We start from the raw sequence: 16,047 nt of genomic DNA, 5'->3' as shown, positions 1-16,047 counted from the left end.
CTACTTAGGGCACATACCTTTCCCGGAGACGCCAACCGATGCGTTTGACCAAGCAGTCGAGCTACGCCATCCGCACGCTGATGTATTGTGCGGTCAACGCACCGGGCCTGAGCCGTGTCGCCGACATCGCCCGGGCCCATGGCATTTCCGAACTGTTCTTGTTCAAGCTCATCAAGCCGCTGGTCGAGAACGGGCTGCTCGAGACCGTGCGCGGGCGCAATGGCGGCATCCGGCTCGGGCGCCCCGCATCCGAGATCACGCTTCTGGACACGATCAAGCTGACCGAGGAAAATTTCGCGCTCGCCGAATGCTTCGAGGACGGGGACGTGACCTGTCCGCTGGTAATGGGCTGTGATTTGAACGCCGCCCTGCGCGAGGCGCTGGGCGCGTTTTTCAGCGTGCTCGACAGCTACACGATCGCCGATCTTTCCGACAAGCGGCGCGAAATGCGCGCCCGGCTCGGCCTCGCACTCGAGGGGCTGGAGCTCGAGGGAATCCGCCCCAACTGAGCATCAAGCGCCCGGCGCATTGATCCACGGGCCCGGGCGTGCTCTATGCGGCCCGAACCCCGACCCCCGTGCATTCTTGATCCGGACCTTCATGGCAGCGCCAGTCCTCGCCCTGCAGGGCACAGAACTCACCCTTGGCAATACCCCGCTTCTGGAAGGCGCCGAGCTTTCGGTCAGCCTCGGCGACAAGATCGCGCTCGTGGGACGCAACGGGTCGGGCAAATCGACGCTGCTGAAGATCGCGGCAGGCACGCTCGAGGCCGATGGCGGGGTGCGGTTCGTGCAGCCCGGCGCCACCATCCGCTATCTTGCGCAGGAGCCTGATCTGTCCGGGCATGCGACGACGCTCGACTATGTCGAGGCGGGCATGCAGGCGGGCAATGACGCCTATCGCGCGCAATATCTCCTCAGCGAACTTGGGCTCACGGGCACCGAGGACCCGATGAAACTCTCGGGCGGCGAAGCCCGCCGTGCGGCGCTGGCGCGGGTGCTTGCGCCCGAGCCCGACATTCTGCTGCTCGACGAACCCACCAACCATCTCGACCTGCCCGTCATCGAATGGCTCGAGGCCGAGCTTCGCGCGCTGCGGTCCGCCCTCGTCATCATCAGCCACGACCGGCGCTTCCTCTCGCAGCTGACGCGGGCCACCGTCTGGCTCGACCGCGGCGTCACGCGCCGGCTCAACCAGGGGTTTTCCGGGTTCGAGGCCTGGCGCGACGCGGTGCTCGAGGAGGAAGAGCGTGACCGGCACAAGCTCGACCGCCAGATCGTGCGCGAGGAGCACTGGATCCGCTATGGCGTGACCGCGCGCCGCAAGCGCAATGTGGGCCGGCTCGAGCGCCTCGCGGGCCTGCGCCAGGAGCGCCGCGAACAGCGACGGGCGGTGGGCAGCGTCAAGATGACGGTCTCGGAGGGCGGCACTTCGGGCGCGCTCGTCGTCGAGGCCGAGGAGATTTCCAAGAGCTTCGGGGCGCGCCCCATCGTTTCAGGGTTTTCGACCCGGATCATGCGCGGCGACCGGGTGGGCATCGTCGGCCCCAATGGTGCGGGCAAGACGACGCTGATCTCGATGCTGACGGGCGCACTGACCCCCGATGCGGGGCGCATCCGGCTCGGCTCCAATCTCGAGCTTGCGACGCTGGACCAGCGGCGCGCAAGCCTTGCCCCCAATACGACGCTCAAGGAAGCGCTTACCGGGGGCGGGTCCGACACGCTCATCATCAATGGCCAGCCCAAGCATTTCGTGGGCTACATGAAGGATTTCCTGTTCACCCCCGAACAGGCGGGCACGGCGGTTTCCAAGCTTTCGGGCGGGGAGCGCGGACGGCTGACGCTGGCGCGGGCGCTGGCGCTGCCCTCGAACTTCCTCGTGCTCGACGAGCCCACCAACGATCTCGACCTCGAAACGCTCGACCTGCTCGAGGAGATGCTGGCCGACTATCCGGGCACGGTGATCGTCGTCAGCCATGACCGCGACTTCCTCGACCGGGTCGCGACCTCGGTGATCGTGGCCGAAGGCGATGGCGCCTGGACCGAATATGCCGGTGGCTATTCGGACATGGTCTCCCAGCGCGGGTTCGGCGTGCGCGCCCTGACCCCGGCCGGCGAAGCCGCCCCGACCGAGAAACCCGCAGCAGCCGCGCCGGCCCCGGCGCCCGTGCAGAAGCGCAAGCTCGGCTTCAAGCAGAAGCATGCGCTCGAAACGCTGCCCGGGCGAATGGAAGCCTTGCGCGCACGCATCGCCGCCGACCACGGAAAGCTTGCCGACCCGGCCTTCTACACGAGCGATCCCGATGGGTTTGCCAAGACCGGCAAGGCGGTGGAGAAGGCCGAGGCCGAGCTTGCCGCGCTCGAGGACGAATGGCTCGAGCTCGAAATGCTGCGTGAAGAGATCGAGGGCGGCTGAGCTTCAGCCGAACGGGCGCGGGCGCTGGGGATAGGGGCCGTCGACATCGAACTGGGTGATGTCGGGGCGGTGGAGGATCTGCAGCTTTTCGGGCGGCGTCCCGCCGATCGCCTTGAGGAGCGCCTCGCCGAGCTGGAGCCCGGCAAGCCCGATATCCTCGGCGATCGCATCGACCTGCGGGCGCAATTGGGCAAGGACGGGCGAGGTCTGCTTGGCGACGATATCGATATCGACCCCGACACGCAGACCTGCATCGGCGATGCCGGCCATGACCGCGAGCGCCGCCGCATCGCCGCTGCACACGAACCCGTCCGGCGCATCGGGCGCCTGCAGCATGGCGGTGACCGCGCGGGCGATGGCTTCGGTGCTGTCGTCGAGCGAGGGGGTATCGAGAATGCGGCCCGAAACACGCGCGGCCGTGGTTTCAGCGGAGAAGCCGCTGCGCAGGTGAAGCCCGAAACTGAGGGGTTCGGGCGGCACGAGGATGGCGAGCCGCCGGCGACCGCGCCGCACGAGCCGAGCGACCGCGAGCCGCGCGAACGCCTCGTTGTCATAGTCGACGAAGGCATGCTCCACCCCGAGCGCCGTGCGCCCGTGGGTGACGAAGGGCAGGCCGGTTTCGAGCAGCAGCTTCACGCGCGCATCATCGGGCACGATGCGCGAGAAGATCACCCCGTCCGCCATGCGGTTGCGGATGATGTAGCGCACCGGCTCGATGGGATCGACATTGCGGAAATTGGGCGTGATGACGAGGTGGTAGGGCGTATCGCGCAGCGCCGCGATCAGCCCCGAGACCATGGACTGGCCGAAGCCCAGGAGCTCGTCATGGGGATCGAGGATGAAGCTGATGACGTGCGTGCGGCCCGTCTTCAGGCGAAGCGCGGTGCGATCGGGGAGGTAGCCGATCTCGTCGGCGACGCGCCGCACGCGCTCGCGCGTCTCGGCGGCGAGCTCGGGGGCATTGTTGAGCGCCCGGGAGACCGTGGTCACCGCAAGCCCGGTGATCTCGGCGATGGTCTTGAGCGTCGGCCGCGGGCCGGTGCCGGCCGCCGAGACCGAGGGCGCGCGCCCCCGCCGACGGACCGTGCTGGTCGGTTCTGCCAATTGATCCTCCTCCGGGAACAAGCTCACCAGATCGGCGCCGATGGCGCAAGGGCGCGTCCTAAAGCGGGACGCGGGGCAGGGTTTTGCGGGCGGGCCATGATTTTTGGTCGAAATGCCCTCGCCACCTGCAACGAATGGGCATATGGTCGAGTTTGAGTTTTCCACGCCAGCAGAAATGGGAGTTGAGGATGCACAAATCTGACCTGACTGCCATTTCGGTAAAACGCCTTCCGGCGCATCTGGCCCAGCGCGGCTGTTACCGACGCAAACGAATGTGACCCTCCGTCACGTCCCCGTCTCAAAACTCAGGTAACAGCCCGGTCGTCGGCAACCGACGCACCGAGGGAATACTCTCATGCACCATCCATCCCTGCCCGCCAGCGGCACCAGACCCGTCATGATCGAAGTGTTCGGCGAGCCCGTGGGCGTCGTCGTGCCCGCGGAGAGCGGCTACCGGTTCATGGCCGTGCGGCTCGAAGCCTTCGGCGTCGACGGCGAACATTATGCGAGCCTCGAGGCTGCGCGCGCGGGCGTTTCGGCAGCCGTGGCCGAAGCCAACACCGCCGCCGCCTGACCCGATCAGGAGAGGGCTGCCCGCCAGGCCTCTCCATAGCGCGCCATCAGCGGCGCGAACTCCGCGCGCGTGACATGCGCCCGCGGCGTCTCGCGCCCACCGGCCCCGTTCGTGCCCAGCTCGGCCAGCATCGCCGCGCCGATCGAGGTGCCGGTGGCGCTTGCCGTCATCGGTTCGACGGGGCGGCCGGTGACGGCGCTCAGCATGTCGAGATAGAGCCCGTTCGTCGCAAAGGGGCCTTCGACGACGCTCGGCCCCGTCGCGCCGCTGAGCGCGAGGCATTCGGCGGTCATCAGCGCCAGATATAACGAGACGATGACGAAGCGCGCCTCGGGATCGTGCTCGGCCTCGGGGATCGTCCAGTGCGGGGTGCGGTGCGGAAAGGGGCCCGAGCCCTGCTGCACCGATGGCAGCAGCATGGCGCCCGTTTCGAGCACGCGCCCGACGGCCTCGGTGGAGGGAACGGCCGCCTGCCTTTCGATCAGGAGCGAGAATTCGCGCCCGCCCATGAAGCGGGCCGAGGGCACGGCGCGCCCGAAAGCATCGCAATTGGCAAGACAATCGCGGGCCGGATCGAGCCCGTCGAGCGGGCCGCCGGGGGTGCAGACGATCACCCAGGTGCCCGTCGAGACCACCGAAAAGGGCGGCGTGCGCCCGATGAGGTGCGGCAGCAGCGAGGCGTTGGAATCGTGGATGCCGGCTAGCACGGGGACATCGCGCCTGAGGCCGAGCTTGCGCACGAGATCGGGCCGCACCGGCCCGAGCCGGTCGGATGCCTTGCGCAGGGGGGCGAGCCGGTCCTGCCAGCCTTCGGCACGCACGAGCGAAGACCAGCCGCCTCCGGGGAAATCCCAGAGGTCGGTGTGGCAGCCGAGCGAAGTGATCTCGTTGGCCGCGACCCCGCAGAGGCGATGGGCCCAGTATTGGGGATAGGTGAGGATGGTCCTGACCCGGGCGAAGGCTTCGGGGAAGGCGCGCGCCTGCCAGAAGAACTGCGCGCCCAGATTGAGCCCGCCGGGGAGGCGCGGGGTAAAGCTTTCAGAAAAATCGGGGCGGGCGGCATCATATTGGGCGGCGAGCGCATCGGGGCCCTCATGCTCATAGTCGAGCACGGGCAGCGCCAGCGCGCCGGTTTCGTCGAGGAGGGCACCGCCGGCGCCATGGGTCGTGACGCTCAGGACGTCGATGGGCTCCTCGGCGTTGAGCTCGGCGATGGCATCGATCAGGAAAGCCCAGATGCCCTCGATGTCATAATGGGGATAGGGGCCGGTGCCCACGACGGCGTTGGGGCGCTTGCGCACGGCGATCTCGCGCCGGCGCGCCAGATCGACGAGGGCGAATTTGGCGTTCGACTTGCCGATGTCGATGACCCCGACAATGGGTTCGTTCTGCACCCGGTCTCCCTCCCTTTGCCTTCAGGCCGCGCTGGCCTCGGCTTCTCCCACGACGATCAGCCCCACCCCCGCATCGGCGAGCATCTGCCGATTTTCCGCGGTGATGCCGGGATCCGTGATCACCGTCGTCACCCGCTCGAGCGGACAGAGGATGAAGCTCGAGCGGCCCGAGAATTTCGAGCTGTCGGCGAGCACGATCAGCTCGTCCGCCTGATCGATCAGTTTCAACTCGGCCTGGATCAGGAGCGGATCGGCCTCCATCAGGCCCTGCGGCCCGATCCCCTGGCTGCTCATGAACATCTTGCGCGCGTAGAAATGGCGCGACACGTCGTTCTCGAAGGGCGAGAGGATGATCGACTGCTCCCGGTAGATGGTGCCGCCCTGGATCATCACCCCGTTGCGCGAATGGTGCAGCAGGTGCTCGGCAATGGGGAAGGAATTGGTGAAGACCTGCAGCCGCCGGTCTCCCAGAGCATGCACCATCTGGAAGGTGGTGGTGCCGCCATTGATGATGATCGGCTCGCCATCGGCGCAGAGGGCGGACGCCGCCCGGGCGATGGCGCGTTTTTTTTCGATGTGGAGCGTCTCGTTGGCGCGGAAGGAGCGGCCCAGGAGCGTGCCGGGACCGCTCGGCTCGAGCGCCTCGGCGCCCCCGCGCACCCGCCGCAGCCGGCCTGCAGAATCGAGCGCGGCGATATCGCGCCGCACCGTCGCCTCCGAGCTCGCCGTCAAGGCCACGAGTTCGCCCACGGTCGCCACCGCGCGCGACTGCACGGCATTGAGAATCAGGCGGTGGCGCTCGCGTTCGTGCATCGGGGTCTCCCTCCCACCCATCACGACCGGGCAAACGATCATTGTCAATCAATTTCAATCATGCTGATCGGTTGTGATCCGGTTTTGATCGGTCCTGATTGACACTGGGGCGGCGTGGTGCGCATATCGGCGCCAAACGCAGATCCTCGGGAGGGACCCTCATGTCCAGTTCAGCCTCAAGCCGCCTCGCCAATCTCTGGGACGACGCGAAGGCCGCCGCGATGAGCGAGCCGGAGCGGCTCGTCTATCGCTCGAACCTCCTGGGCTCGGACAAGCGCGTCACCAATTATGGCGGCGGCAACACATCCTCAAAGATCTTCGAGACCGATCCGCTGACGGGGCAGAGCGTCGAAGTGCTATGGGTCAAGGGGTCGGGCGGGGATGTCGGCACCATCAAGCTCGACGGGTTCTCGACGCTCTACATGGACAAGCTGCGGGCGCTGAAAGGGCTCTATCGCGGGCTCGAACACGAGGACGAAATGGTGGGCTACCTCCCCCACGCGACCTTCAACCTCAACCCGCGCGCCGCCTCGATCGACACGCCGCTCCACGCCTATGTGCCGAAGCCCTTCGTTGATCACATGCATCCCGACGCGATCATCGCCATTGCCGCGAGCGCCGATTCCAAGGCGCTGACGCAGGAGATCTTCGGGAGCGAGATCGGCTGGCTCCCCTGGAAGCGCCCAGGGTTCGAACTGGGGCTCTGGCTCGAGACATTCTGCCTCGAGAACCCCGATGCGCGTGGCGTGATCCTCGAAAGCCACGGGCTCTTCACCTGGGGCGATACGCCCAAGGAGTGCTACGAAACCACCATCGAGATCATCAACCGCGCCATCGAATGGCTCGAGGAGCGGACCGCGGGCACCCCGGCCTTTGGCGGCCCGGCGGTCACCCCGCTCAGCGCCGAGGAGCGCCGCGCGGTGGCGGCGCGGCTGATGCCCGCCATCCGCGGCATGATTTCGGCCGACAGCAAGAAGCTCGGCCATTTCGACGACAGCGATGCGGTTCTCGAATTCGTCTCTTCGCGGGACATGCGGGCGCTGGCCGCGCTCGGCACATCGTGCCCGGACCATTTCCTCAGGACCAAGATCCGCCCGCTGGTGGTCGATTTCGATCCGGCCAATCCCGATCTCGATGCGACGCTCGGAGGCCTCGGGGCAGCGCTCGAAGCCTATCGGGCCGACTATGCGGCCTATTACGAGCGCTCCCGGCGGCCCGACAGCCCGGCCATGCGGGACGCCAATGCGGTCGTCTATCTCGTTCCCGGGGTCGGCATGCTGACCTTTGCCAAGGACAAGGCGACGGCGCGGATTTCGGGCGAATTCTACGTCAACGCCATCAACGTCATGCGCGGGGCCTCCGCCGTTTCCACCTATCGCGGGCTCGACGAGCAGGAGGCGTTCGACATCGAATACTGGCTACTCGAGGAGGCCAAGCTCCAGCGCATGCCGAAGCCCAAATCGCTTGCGGGGCATGTCGCCTTCATTACCGGGGGCGCGGGCGGAATCGGCAAGGCGACCGCCGGCCGGCTGATGGCCGAAGGCGCCTGCGTCGTCATTGCCGATATCGACGAGGCGGCGCTCGGCAGCGCGACCGAGGAACTGGGCGCCCGTTTCGGGAAGGATTTCGTCCATCCCGTCCGGCTCGACGTGACCGACGAGGCCGGCGTCGCCATGGCCTTCAAGGCCATGGCGCTTGCCTTTGGCGGCGGGGACATTCTCGTTTCGAATGCCGGCATTTCCTCGTCGGCCCCGATCGAGGATACGGAGCTTTCCATGTGGAACCGCAACATGGACATTCTGGCCAAGGGCTATTTCCTCGTCTCGCGCGAAGCGTTCCGGCTCTTCAAGACCCAGAAGATCGGCGGCAACATCGTCTTCATCGCGTCCAAGAACGGGCTCGCCGCTTCGCCCAATGCGGCCGCCTACTGCACGGCCAAGGCCGCCGAGATCCATCTGGCGCGCTGCCTTGCGCTCGAGGGGGCAGGCGAAGCCATCCGCGTCAACACCGTCAATCCCGATGCGGTGCTGCGCGGCTCCAAGATCTGGACCGGGGAATGGCGCGAACAGCGCGCCGCCGCCTACAAGATGGCGCCGGACGAACTCGAGGAGCACTATCGCCAGCGCTCGATGCTGAAGCGCTCGGTCTACCCCGAGGACATCGCCGAAGCCGTCTATTTCCTCGCTTCCGACATGTCGGCAAAATCGACCGGCAACATCATCAATGTCGATGCGGGCAACGCGCAGAGCTTTACGCGCTGATCGGGCGCGTGGGGCGGCCCGACCGTCCCGCGCTTCTGCAAGAATGGGAGGACTGAGCCATGACCGAAGAGATGATCGGCGCCGATGTCGTTGCGCGCCACAATGAGAGCCGGCTCGCCGCGCTCCGCACCGATTACGAGAGCCTTGGGGAACGGCTCGACCGGCGCGGGATCGCGATCGACGATATCCGCGACAGAGTTGCCGGCTTTTCGGTCGCCGTCCCTTCATGGGGCGTCGGCACGGGCGGCACGCGCTTTGCGCGCTTCCCCGGCACGGGCGAGCCGCGCCACATCTTCGACAAGCTCGAAGATTGCGCGGTGATCAACGAATTGACCCGCGCCACGCCCAACGTCTCGCTTCACATTCCCTGGGACAAGACCGAACCGGCAAAGCTCATCGAGGCCGGCGAGCGGCTGGGGCTTGGGTTTGACGCGATGAACTCCAATACGTTTTCCGATGCGCCGGGGCAGGCCCATTCCTACAAGTTCGGCTCGCTGAGCCATACCGACCGGGCGACCCGCGAACAGGCGGTCGCCCACAACATCGAGTGCATCGAGATCGGGAAGGCGATCGGCTCGAAGGCCCTCACCGTCTGGATCGGGGATGGCAGCAATTTTCCGGGCCAGGCGAGCTTCGCCAAAAGCTTCGAGCGCTATCTTTCGGCGATGAAGGATGTGGTGAAGGCGCTGCCGGAGGACTGGCGGGTCTTCACCGAGCACAAGATGTTCGAGCCGGCCTTCTATTCGACGGTGGTGCAGGACTGGGGCACCAATTATCTGATCGCCCAGGAGCTCGGCCCCAAGGCCTTCTGCCTCGTCGATCTCGGGCATCACGCGCCCAACGTCAATATCGAGATGATCGTCTCGCGGCTCATTCAGTTCAGGAAGCTCGGGGGCTTTCACTTCAACGACAGCAAATATGGCGATGACGACCTCGATGCGGGCGCCATCGATCCCTATCGGCTGTTCCTCGTCTTCAACGAGCTGGTGGACGCCGAGCTTGCAGGCGCCGAGGGGTTCCACCCCGCGCACATGCTCGACCAGAGCCACAACGTCACCGACCCCATCGAGAGCCTGATGGTCTCGGCCAATGAAGTGCGGCGCGCCTATGCCCTGGCGCTGCTCGTCGACCGGAACGCGCTTTCAGCCCATCAGGACGCAAACGATGCGCTGATGGCGAGCGAGACGCTGAAGCAGGCCTTCCGCACCGATGTCGAGCCGATCCTCGCCATGGCGCGGCTCGAGGCCGGTGGCGCAATCGACCCGGTCGCGGCGTTCCGCGAAGCGGGCTATCGCGCACGCGTCGCCGCTATCCGCCCGGCGGTTGCCGGGGGATCGGGCGGCATCGTCTGAGCGCGAACGCTCAGATGTCGTTGCTGGAATTGAGCTCGGCGGGGGTCTTGCCCTCGTCGGCCTCTCCGGGCGCAAGCGATGCGCCCCCCAGAGCCGTATCGACGGCATCCGCCATGGCGGAGACATCGAGACGGGTGGCGCTGGTGCGCGCCTGACGCTGCAGTTCCTGGTCGATTACACTGGCGATCCGCTCGCGGCGATCCTCGTGCATAGTCTGGCTCCTTGGTTGATTTAAGCTAGCCATTGCCCTCGACGGAGAGCCCCTGCTCGTCGACCCTGATCTCCAGCCCCGGCCGCGTCTGCTGCTGGTAGGTGTAGATCGCAAAAACGATGACCGCGGCCACCAATACGCCGATGACGAGATAGAGCGTGTTCCTGCTCATGAATGGCTTTCCCCTGGACACAACGATAAAGACACTAAGATTGACCAAGGGCCTCAACGCGCGAGCGGCCGACTGGTTCACGCCCAGTGTACGGTTTCAGACATCCACGGGGATGGAGAACGGAAAGTCGACGAGCCGGCGCAGGGGCTGGCCGGGCGCGGGTTCGTGAAAGAGGCTGAGCCGGTCGAGGGTGAGCGGCGCTTCGAGCACCGGCGCAAAGAAGGCCTGCGCGGCCGCCTGCACCGGCCCCGCCTCCTCGGGGGCAAGGCGGCCGGTGAGGGTCATGTGGAAGCGGAAGGCCTCCATGACATAGGGGTAGCCGAAGCGCTCGAGCAGCATGAGCTGGCGTTCGGACAGCCCGCTCGCGGCCCGGCGGGCACGGTCTTCGGCCCGCAAGGGGGCGCGGAAGGGCTCGAAGGCGACGACGCATTGCGCCGCGAGCTGGCGCAGCCGCTCGCTCTGAAGCTCGGGCATGAGAACGAGCGTGCGGTCGAAGATGGCGAGCCGCAAACGGCCGATCGCGGCACCGCGCCGCGTCATGACGAAATCGGCGAGCGCGCCTTCGAGCGCCTCGCGGGTCGTGCCGGGGGCAAGCCGCATTGGGGCCTTGAGGGTGGCGTGGAAACCGTAGCGCGCCGGCTGGGCGACCAACATGTTGAGCCGCCCGCGCATCAGCCCCGGCACCGGGGGCTGCAGCATTGCGCCGGTCGCCGCGTCGCGGCCCAGCCACTGGCTCGCCCGCTGCCAGAGCGCCGTGGTCTGGCCCGGCGCATAATAGATCGCAAAGCGTTCCGTCATCTGCCACATCCCGGCCGGTGCAGACAAAGTGTGAACCGGCCGCCCCCGATTTGACAAGCGCTCGCGGCAGGGGCATCGGGGACGCCGGGCGCGCTTGCCACGCCCTGCCCCAGCGGCCATGATCGGCCCGATTTTCCGGACACAAGACCCGATGCAAAAAGACGTCCTCGCCGCCCTCTTTACCGCCGCCGTCGACAGCGCCCGGCCCGGCGCCGCCATCGGCCGGCATCTGCCCGAACCGCCGGCGGGCCGCACGATCGTCGTCGGGGCGGGCAAGGCCTCCGCGCAGATGGCCGAGGCGTTCGAAGCGGCCTGGCCCCATCCGCTGACCGGGCTCGTCGTCACCCGCTATGGCTATGGCGCGCCCTGCAAGCGCATCGAAATTCTCGAGGCCGCCCACCCCGTGCCCGATGCGGCGGGAGAGGAGGCGGCGCGGCGGATCCTCGAGCTCGTCTCGGGGCTCGGGCCGGAGGATCTGGTCGTTGCGCTGATTTCGGGAGGGGGGTCGGCACTGTTGCCAGCGCCCGCCGCTGGGCTCGACCTCAGCGCCGAGCAGGCGGTCAATGCGGCGCTCCTTGCGTCGGGGGCGCCGATCTCCGCGATGAACGTGATCCGCAACCAGCTTTCGGTGATCAAGGGGGGCCGGCTTGCCGCGCGCGCCGCGCCGGCACGGGTCGCGACGCTCGTCGTCTCGGACATTCCCGGGGACGATCCCGCGCTCGTCGCATCGGGTCCGACCCTGCCGATGCGGGCAGGCCGGGAGGCGGCGCGAAAGCTCGTCGCGCTCCACCGGATCGTGCTGCCACCGGCCGCAGCCCGGCTGATCGCCAGCGAGGACAATCTGCCCCCCGACCCGGACGATCCCCTCTTTGCGCGCAACAGCGTCGCGGTGATCGCTTCGGCGGCGCTATCGCTCGAAGCGGCTGCGGCGGCGGCATCGCGGCTGGGGCTCGAGGCGCACATTCTTTCGGACGCCATCGAGGGCGAGGCGCGAGAGGTGGGGCGCGTCCATGCCGCGCTCGCGCGCGAGATCGAGACCCGCGGCCGGCCCTTTGCGCGGCCGGCGATCCTGCTGTCGGGCGGGGAGACTACCGTCACGCTCCGCGCCAAGGGCAAAGGCGGGCGCAACAGCGAGTTCCTTCTCGCCTTCGCGCTCGCCATCGAGGGGCTCGAGGGGATTTCGGCGCTTGCCGCCGACACCGATGGCATAGACGGCTCGGAAGACAATGCCGGCGCCTTTGCCGACGGCACGAGCGCGGCGCGGATGCGCCTTGCCGGCATCGATCCGGCAGCAGCCCTTGCCGGGAACGATGCCTATTCGGCGTTCGCCGCGATCGGCGATCTCTTCGTCACCGGCCCCACGGGCACCAATGTCAACGATTTCCGCGCCATCATCATAAAGGAGAGCTGAGCCATGGCCCGCGTCACCGGCATAGGCGGTCTCTTTTTCCGGGCAACTGACGCCAGGACCCTTGCGCGCTGGTATGAGGAACATCTGGGGTTGCCCGAGCTCTGGACGCAGGAGGCGGGGTTGACCGTCTTTGCGCCCTTTGCCCGCGACAGCGACTATTTCGCAGCCGACCGCGCCTTCATGATCAATCTGCGGGTCGAGGATCTCGACGGGCTCCTGGCGCGGCTCGGGGCTGCCGGCATCGCCATCGAAACGCGGCCCGACGAATGGGACACGGAGGAAACCGGGCGCTTCGCACGCATCCACGATCCGGAGGGCAACCCGATCGAACTCTGGGAGCCCCCTGCTCCCAAAGGCTGAGCCCGGCTGTGCACGGTTCGTTCCGGGTCAAGACGCACAATGGGCCTTTTGCCCGCTTTGCACAGCCAAATAGAGGCTTACCTCCGATTCCCGCGCTTTGTATGTTGCGATGATTCGTAGGGCCGACCCGCCCACCCCTTGCAGGTGGCATCCTGGGTCCGGCCGCGTGCGCGCCAGTGTATCGGTGCTTGAGTTGCGTTCCTCTCCCCCTTGCGGCGGGCGGGCGATTTGCGGCGAGTTCAACAATCAAGGGGCAGCGCATGAGGCCGGAGTCGATCCGGAGGAGGTTGGGATTCGCGGGTCTGGTGGCAGGCCCGATCACCCTCGTCTCGGCAGCGCCGGCTCTCGGCCAGTCCTTCAACGCAGCGTCGATCACCGGGGCCGTGCCGATCGCGCTCGCCATCGGCGCAGGCGCCTTCGCGCTCGCATCGATGGCGGTGCTGCGCACGCTCTTGCGCGATGGGCGGCAGGCCCGCCGCATGGCCCAGGAGCAGGTTTCGGGGCTGCGGGCGCTGGTCGACGAATATGAGGCGCTGCTTTCGGGGACGCGCGAGCTTACCATTGTCTGGGCCGAGGCCGGCACGCCGCCCAGGCTCTTCGGCCAGGCCAACAGCCTTCTGGCGCCGGGGCGCACCGCCGACAGCCTGCTCGATTTTTCGAGCTGGCTGGCCGAGCCCGAAATTTCCCGCCTCAACGGCGCGCTCGAGGCGCTGCGCCGCGAGGGTCGCGGGTTCGAGCAGCATCTGCGCACGCGCGACGGCCGGCTGATCCATGTCGCGGGCTGGGTGCTCGGCGGCGGGGTGGCGCTGAGGCTGCGGCCCGCCTTCCCGCAGCCCGAACCGGCCGCAACCCCCGCCGAGCCCGCAAGCTCTGCCCCCGCACGTGCCGACGGGGCGCGTGCCATCCTCGCGCAATTGCCCGAGCCGGCCTTTCTCCGGGACGCCGCGGGCCGGCTCATCTACGCCAATTCGGCCTATCATGCCCTCGCCACGACGCTGGGGCGGAAGGGAAGCCCCTCGGCGCCCCCCGAGATCCTGCCCGCCCAGCTCGTCAACCGCCCGGCCCCGGACGCCGAACCCGTGCCGGTGACGCTCGGGGAAGGGGCACGCTACCAGCTCGTCGAGCTGCCCTTTGCGGGCGGCCGCACCGGCTATCTGCGCGCGCTGCCCGCGCCGAGCCCGGCCGACAACGCGCTCGCCCATCTCGGCGGTATCATCGATGCGCTCGCCACCCCGATCGCCATCTTCAATGCGGGCCGCGAGCTCGTGCAGTTCAACCGCGCCTACGCCGCGCTCTGGGACCTCGACCCGGCCTGGCTCGCGACCCAGCCCGATGAGCGCAGCATTCTCGACCGGCTGCGCACCATGAGCATGCTCCCGAGCGAGCCCGACTACCACGCCTGGCGCGAGCGCCATCTCACCGCCTATCAGCTGACCATGCCGCGCGAGAGCGAGCCCTGGCACCTGCCCGACGGACGCACCATCCAGGTGATCGCCGCCCCGGCCGGACCCAAGGGCGGGGTGATCTACGTCTTCGAGGACATGACGGCCAATCTGCGCCTCAAGAGCCTCAACCGCGCCCTGCTCGACGTGCAGCGCTCGACGCTGAACGCCCTGTCCGAAGGGGTGGCGGTGTTCGGCACCAATGGCCGGCTGACGCTCAGCAACCCCCAGCTTTCCGCCCTCTGGAAGCTGCCCATGGCGGCCCTGGGGGAAAGCCCCCATATCGACCAGATTGCCGAGGCCGCCCACAAGGCGATGCCCGAGGACGGGGCCGCGATCTGGCGCGAGCTCAAGCACGCCATCATCGACCTCAACCCGAACCGCTCGGACAAATCTGGGCGCATCGCACGCGCCGACGGACGGCTGCTCGAATATGCAGTTGTACGCCTGCCGGACGGGCAGACCATGATGACGTTCCTCGACGTCACCGAAAGCGCCAACTACCAGCGCGTGCTCAAGGAGCGCAACGACGCGCTCATCACCGCGGACAGGCTCAAGGACGCGTTCGTGCAGAACGTTTCCTACGAGTTGCGCTCCCCGCTCACCAACATCATCGGGTTTGCCGACCTGCTCTCCTCGGAGGCGGTTGGGACGCTGAACGCGCGCCAGCGCGCCTATACCGACTATATCCGCGCCTCCTCGGTGACCCTCGGGGTGCTCATCGACAACATTCTCGACCTCGCCACGGTCGATGCGGGCATCGCCGAACTTCGGCCCGAGCCGCAGGACGTGCATGCGCTTGTCGACAAGGCGCGGGCCGGGCTCGCAGCCACCTTCCCCGAAGTCGATGGCGAGCGCTCGCTCAATCTGGTCGTATCGGTCGAGCCGGGCCTGCCGCCGCTCGTTGCCGACGGCACGCGGATCGTCCAGATCCTCTACAATCTGCTCTCGAGCGCGGCGCGCTTTTCGGAGCCGGGGGGCGAGGTGCGCCTCACCGTCGGGGTGCGCGGGGAGCGCGTGCTCTTCATCGTCGAGGACGAGGGCGCCGCAACCAGCGACGAAATGCGCGCCGCCCTGCTCGACCGGGTCGACAGCCCCGCGATCGCCGGGCGCCAGCGCGGGGCGGGGCTCGGGCTCTCGATCGTCAAGGCGTTCGTCAACCTGCATGGCGGTACGCTCACGCTCGAGCGGCGCGATCCGCGCGGCAGCCGCGTCATCGTCAGCCTGCCGCGCGATGCGAGCCTTGCGGGCGCGGCCGAGTAGATGGCCCGCGAGAGCCTTTTTCTCGATACGCCCGAAGCGACCGACGCCCTTGGTCGGAGCCTCGCGCAGCGCCTTCGGCCCGGCGCGCTCGTCCTGCTCTCGGGCGAACTCGGGGCCGGCAAGAGCGCGCTCGCGCGCGCGCTCATCCGCGCGCTGATGGACGATCCCGGGCTCGAAGTGCCCAGCCCGAGCTTTTCGCTCGTGCAGCCTTACAGGGGCGAAAACCGCGCCATCCTCCATGCCGATCTCTACCGGCTCGGGCACGAGGCGGAGATGGACGAACTCGGGCTTTTCGATGATCCGGACGCCATCCGGCTTGTCGAATGGCCCGAGCGCGCGCCTTCGCTCCTTGATCTGGCCGACCTTGCGATCAGGCTCGACATCCCCCCGGGCGGCGCGGGGCGGACCGCGACACTCGATTGGGCGGACTGAGCGACGGTTTTTCTGGACAGAATCTGCCCCGCCCGCTCAAATCGC

At 67.7% G+C, this 16,047-nt stretch carries 15 protein-coding genes; 9 read left to right on the top strand and 6 right to left on the bottom strand.

The window, feature by feature from the left end; all coding sequences use genetic code 11:
- Positions 1-38: 38 nt before the first annotated feature.
- Both rirA and EMQ25_RS13550 read left to right on the top strand, forming a co-directional pair.
- On the top strand, positions 39-509 hold the full coding sequence (gene rirA / locus EMQ25_RS13555; RefSeq protein ID WP_127189112.1) for an iron-responsive transcriptional regulator RirA: 471 nt from the start codon (positions 39-41) through the stop codon (positions 507-509).
- A gap of 91 nt (positions 510-600) precedes the next feature.
- The gene (locus tag EMQ25_RS13550; RefSeq protein WP_127189111.1) at positions 601-2,415 is read left to right on the top strand and encodes an ABC-F family ATP-binding cassette domain-containing protein; all 1,815 of its coding nucleotides are present in this window, start codon (positions 601-603) and stop codon (positions 2,413-2,415) included.
- Between the two features lie 3 nt (positions 2,416-2,418).
- Here the strand turns inward: EMQ25_RS13550 and EMQ25_RS13545 are convergent, their stop codons facing one another.
- The gene (locus EMQ25_RS13545) at positions 2,419-3,429 is read right to left on the bottom strand and encodes a LacI family transcriptional regulator (RefSeq protein WP_425290241.1); all 1,011 of its coding nucleotides are present in this window, start codon (positions 3,427-3,429) and stop codon (positions 2,419-2,421) included.
- A 445-nt stretch (positions 3,430-3,874) separates the two neighbouring features.
- On the opposite strand from EMQ25_RS13545, the gene EMQ25_RS13540 reads away from it, so the two are divergent.
- The gene (locus EMQ25_RS13540; protein ID WP_127189109.1) at positions 3,875-4,093 is read left to right on the top strand and encodes a hypothetical protein; all 219 of its coding nucleotides are present in this window, start codon (positions 3,875-3,877) and stop codon (positions 4,091-4,093) included.
- Positions 4,094-4,098: 5 nt separating this feature from the next.
- On the opposite strand, the gene EMQ25_RS13535 is transcribed toward EMQ25_RS13540, so the two are convergent.
- Both EMQ25_RS13535 and EMQ25_RS13530 read right to left on the bottom strand, forming a co-directional pair.
- Positions 4,099-5,487: an FGGY-family carbohydrate kinase gene (locus EMQ25_RS13535; protein WP_127189108.1), complete on the bottom strand. Its 1,389-nt coding sequence runs from the start codon at positions 5,485-5,487 to the stop codon at positions 4,099-4,101.
- 21 nt (positions 5,488-5,508) lie between these two features.
- Positions 5,509-6,300 carry a DeoR/GlpR family DNA-binding transcription regulator gene (locus tag EMQ25_RS13530; protein WP_127189107.1) on the bottom strand — a complete coding sequence of 264 codons (792 nt, stop codon included), beginning with the start codon at positions 6,298-6,300 and terminating at the stop codon, positions 5,509-5,511.
- A gap of 161 nt (positions 6,301-6,461) precedes the next feature.
- Here EMQ25_RS13530 and EMQ25_RS13525 point away from each other — a divergent pair, with 161 nt between their 5' ends.
- A complete protein-coding gene (locus EMQ25_RS13525; protein WP_127189106.1) occupies positions 6,462-8,561 on the top strand; it encodes a bifunctional rhamnulose-1-phosphate aldolase/short-chain dehydrogenase in 2,100 nt (699 codons plus the stop codon).
- Positions 8,562-8,620: 59 nt separating this feature from the next.
- A complete protein-coding gene (gene rhaI / locus EMQ25_RS13520; protein ID WP_127189105.1) occupies positions 8,621-9,913 on the top strand; it encodes an L-rhamnose catabolism isomerase in 1,293 nt (430 codons plus the stop codon).
- A gap of 10 nt (positions 9,914-9,923) precedes the next feature.
- On the opposite strand, the gene EMQ25_RS13515 is transcribed toward rhaI, so the two are convergent.
- From EMQ25_RS13515 to EMQ25_RS13510, 3 genes are all read right to left on the bottom strand, one after another.
- Positions 9,924-10,124 (bottom strand): hypothetical protein, encoded by a 201-nt coding sequence (locus EMQ25_RS13515; protein WP_127189104.1) that lies wholly within the window; start codon positions 10,122-10,124, stop codon positions 9,924-9,926.
- Positions 10,125-10,149: 25 nt separating this feature from the next.
- A complete protein-coding gene (locus EMQ25_RS18200) occupies positions 10,150-10,296 on the bottom strand; it encodes a hypothetical protein (protein ID WP_192895668.1) in 147 nt (48 codons plus the stop codon).
- A 96-nt stretch (positions 10,297-10,392) separates the two neighbouring features.
- Positions 10,393-11,094: a DUF1045 domain-containing protein gene (locus EMQ25_RS13510; protein WP_127189103.1), complete on the bottom strand. Its 702-nt coding sequence runs from the start codon at positions 11,092-11,094 to the stop codon at positions 10,393-10,395.
- Between the two features lie 151 nt (positions 11,095-11,245).
- Here EMQ25_RS13510 and EMQ25_RS13505 point away from each other — a divergent pair, with 151 nt between their 5' ends.
- From EMQ25_RS13505 to tsaE, 4 genes are all read left to right on the top strand, one after another.
- Positions 11,246-12,505 carry a glycerate kinase type-2 family protein gene (locus EMQ25_RS13505; protein ID WP_127189102.1) on the top strand — a complete coding sequence of 420 codons (1,260 nt, stop codon included), beginning with the start codon at positions 11,246-11,248 and terminating at the stop codon, positions 12,503-12,505.
- A 3-nt stretch (positions 12,506-12,508) separates the two neighbouring features.
- Positions 12,509-12,865: a VOC family protein gene (locus tag EMQ25_RS13500; protein ID WP_127189101.1), complete on the top strand. Its 357-nt coding sequence runs from the start codon at positions 12,509-12,511 to the stop codon at positions 12,863-12,865.
- 305 nt (positions 12,866-13,170) lie between these two features.
- Complete coding sequence (locus EMQ25_RS13495) at positions 13,171-15,570, top strand: sensor histidine kinase (protein WP_158626079.1); 2,400 nt, start codon at positions 13,171-13,173, stop codon at positions 15,568-15,570.
- Positions 15,571-16,002 carry a tRNA (adenosine(37)-N6)-threonylcarbamoyltransferase complex ATPase subunit type 1 TsaE gene (tsaE, locus tag EMQ25_RS13490; protein ID WP_127189099.1) on the top strand — a complete coding sequence of 144 codons (432 nt, stop codon included), beginning with the start codon at positions 15,571-15,573 and terminating at the stop codon, positions 16,000-16,002.
- Positions 16,003-16,047 lie beyond the last annotated feature (45 nt).

Origin of the sequence: Arsenicitalea aurantiaca (assembly GCF_003994485.1) — a bacterium.
Classification (GTDB): Bacteria; Pseudomonadota; Alphaproteobacteria; order Rhizobiales; family Devosiaceae; genus Arsenicitalea; species Arsenicitalea aurantiaca.
This window is presented reverse-complemented; position numbering and strand designations above follow the sequence as displayed.

Coding starts and splice junctions, on each gene's coding strand:
- rhaI (WP_127189105.1), top strand. CDS start 8,621: ATGACCGAAGAGATGATCGGCGCCGATGTCGTTGCGCGCCACAATGAG.
- EMQ25_RS13525 (WP_127189106.1), top strand. CDS start 6,462: ATGTCCAGTTCAGCCTCAAGCCGCCTCGCCAATCTCTGGGACGACGCG.
- tsaE (WP_127189099.1), top strand. CDS start 15,571: ATGGCCCGCGAGAGCCTTTTTCTCGATACGCCCGAAGCGACCGACGCC.
- EMQ25_RS13515 (WP_127189104.1), bottom strand. CDS start 10,124: ATGCACGAGGATCGCCGCGAGCGGATCGCCAGTGTAATCGACCAGGAA.
- EMQ25_RS13500 (WP_127189101.1), top strand. CDS start 12,509: ATGGCCCGCGTCACCGGCATAGGCGGTCTCTTTTTCCGGGCAACTGAC.
- rirA (WP_127189112.1), top strand. CDS start 39: ATGCGTTTGACCAAGCAGTCGAGCTACGCCATCCGCACGCTGATGTAT.
- EMQ25_RS13505 (WP_127189102.1), top strand. CDS start 11,246: ATGCAAAAAGACGTCCTCGCCGCCCTCTTTACCGCCGCCGTCGACAGC.
- EMQ25_RS13530 (WP_127189107.1), bottom strand. CDS start 6,300: ATGCACGAACGCGAGCGCCACCGCCTGATTCTCAATGCCGTGCAGTCG.
- EMQ25_RS18200 (WP_192895668.1), bottom strand. CDS start 10,296: ATGAGCAGGAACACGCTCTATCTCGTCATCGGCGTATTGGTGGCCGCG.
- EMQ25_RS13550 (WP_127189111.1), top strand. CDS start 601: ATGGCAGCGCCAGTCCTCGCCCTGCAGGGCACAGAACTCACCCTTGGC.
- EMQ25_RS13510 (WP_127189103.1), bottom strand. CDS start 11,094: ATGACGGAACGCTTTGCGATCTATTATGCGCCGGGCCAGACCACGGCG.
- EMQ25_RS13540 (WP_127189109.1), top strand. CDS start 3,875: ATGCACCATCCATCCCTGCCCGCCAGCGGCACCAGACCCGTCATGATC.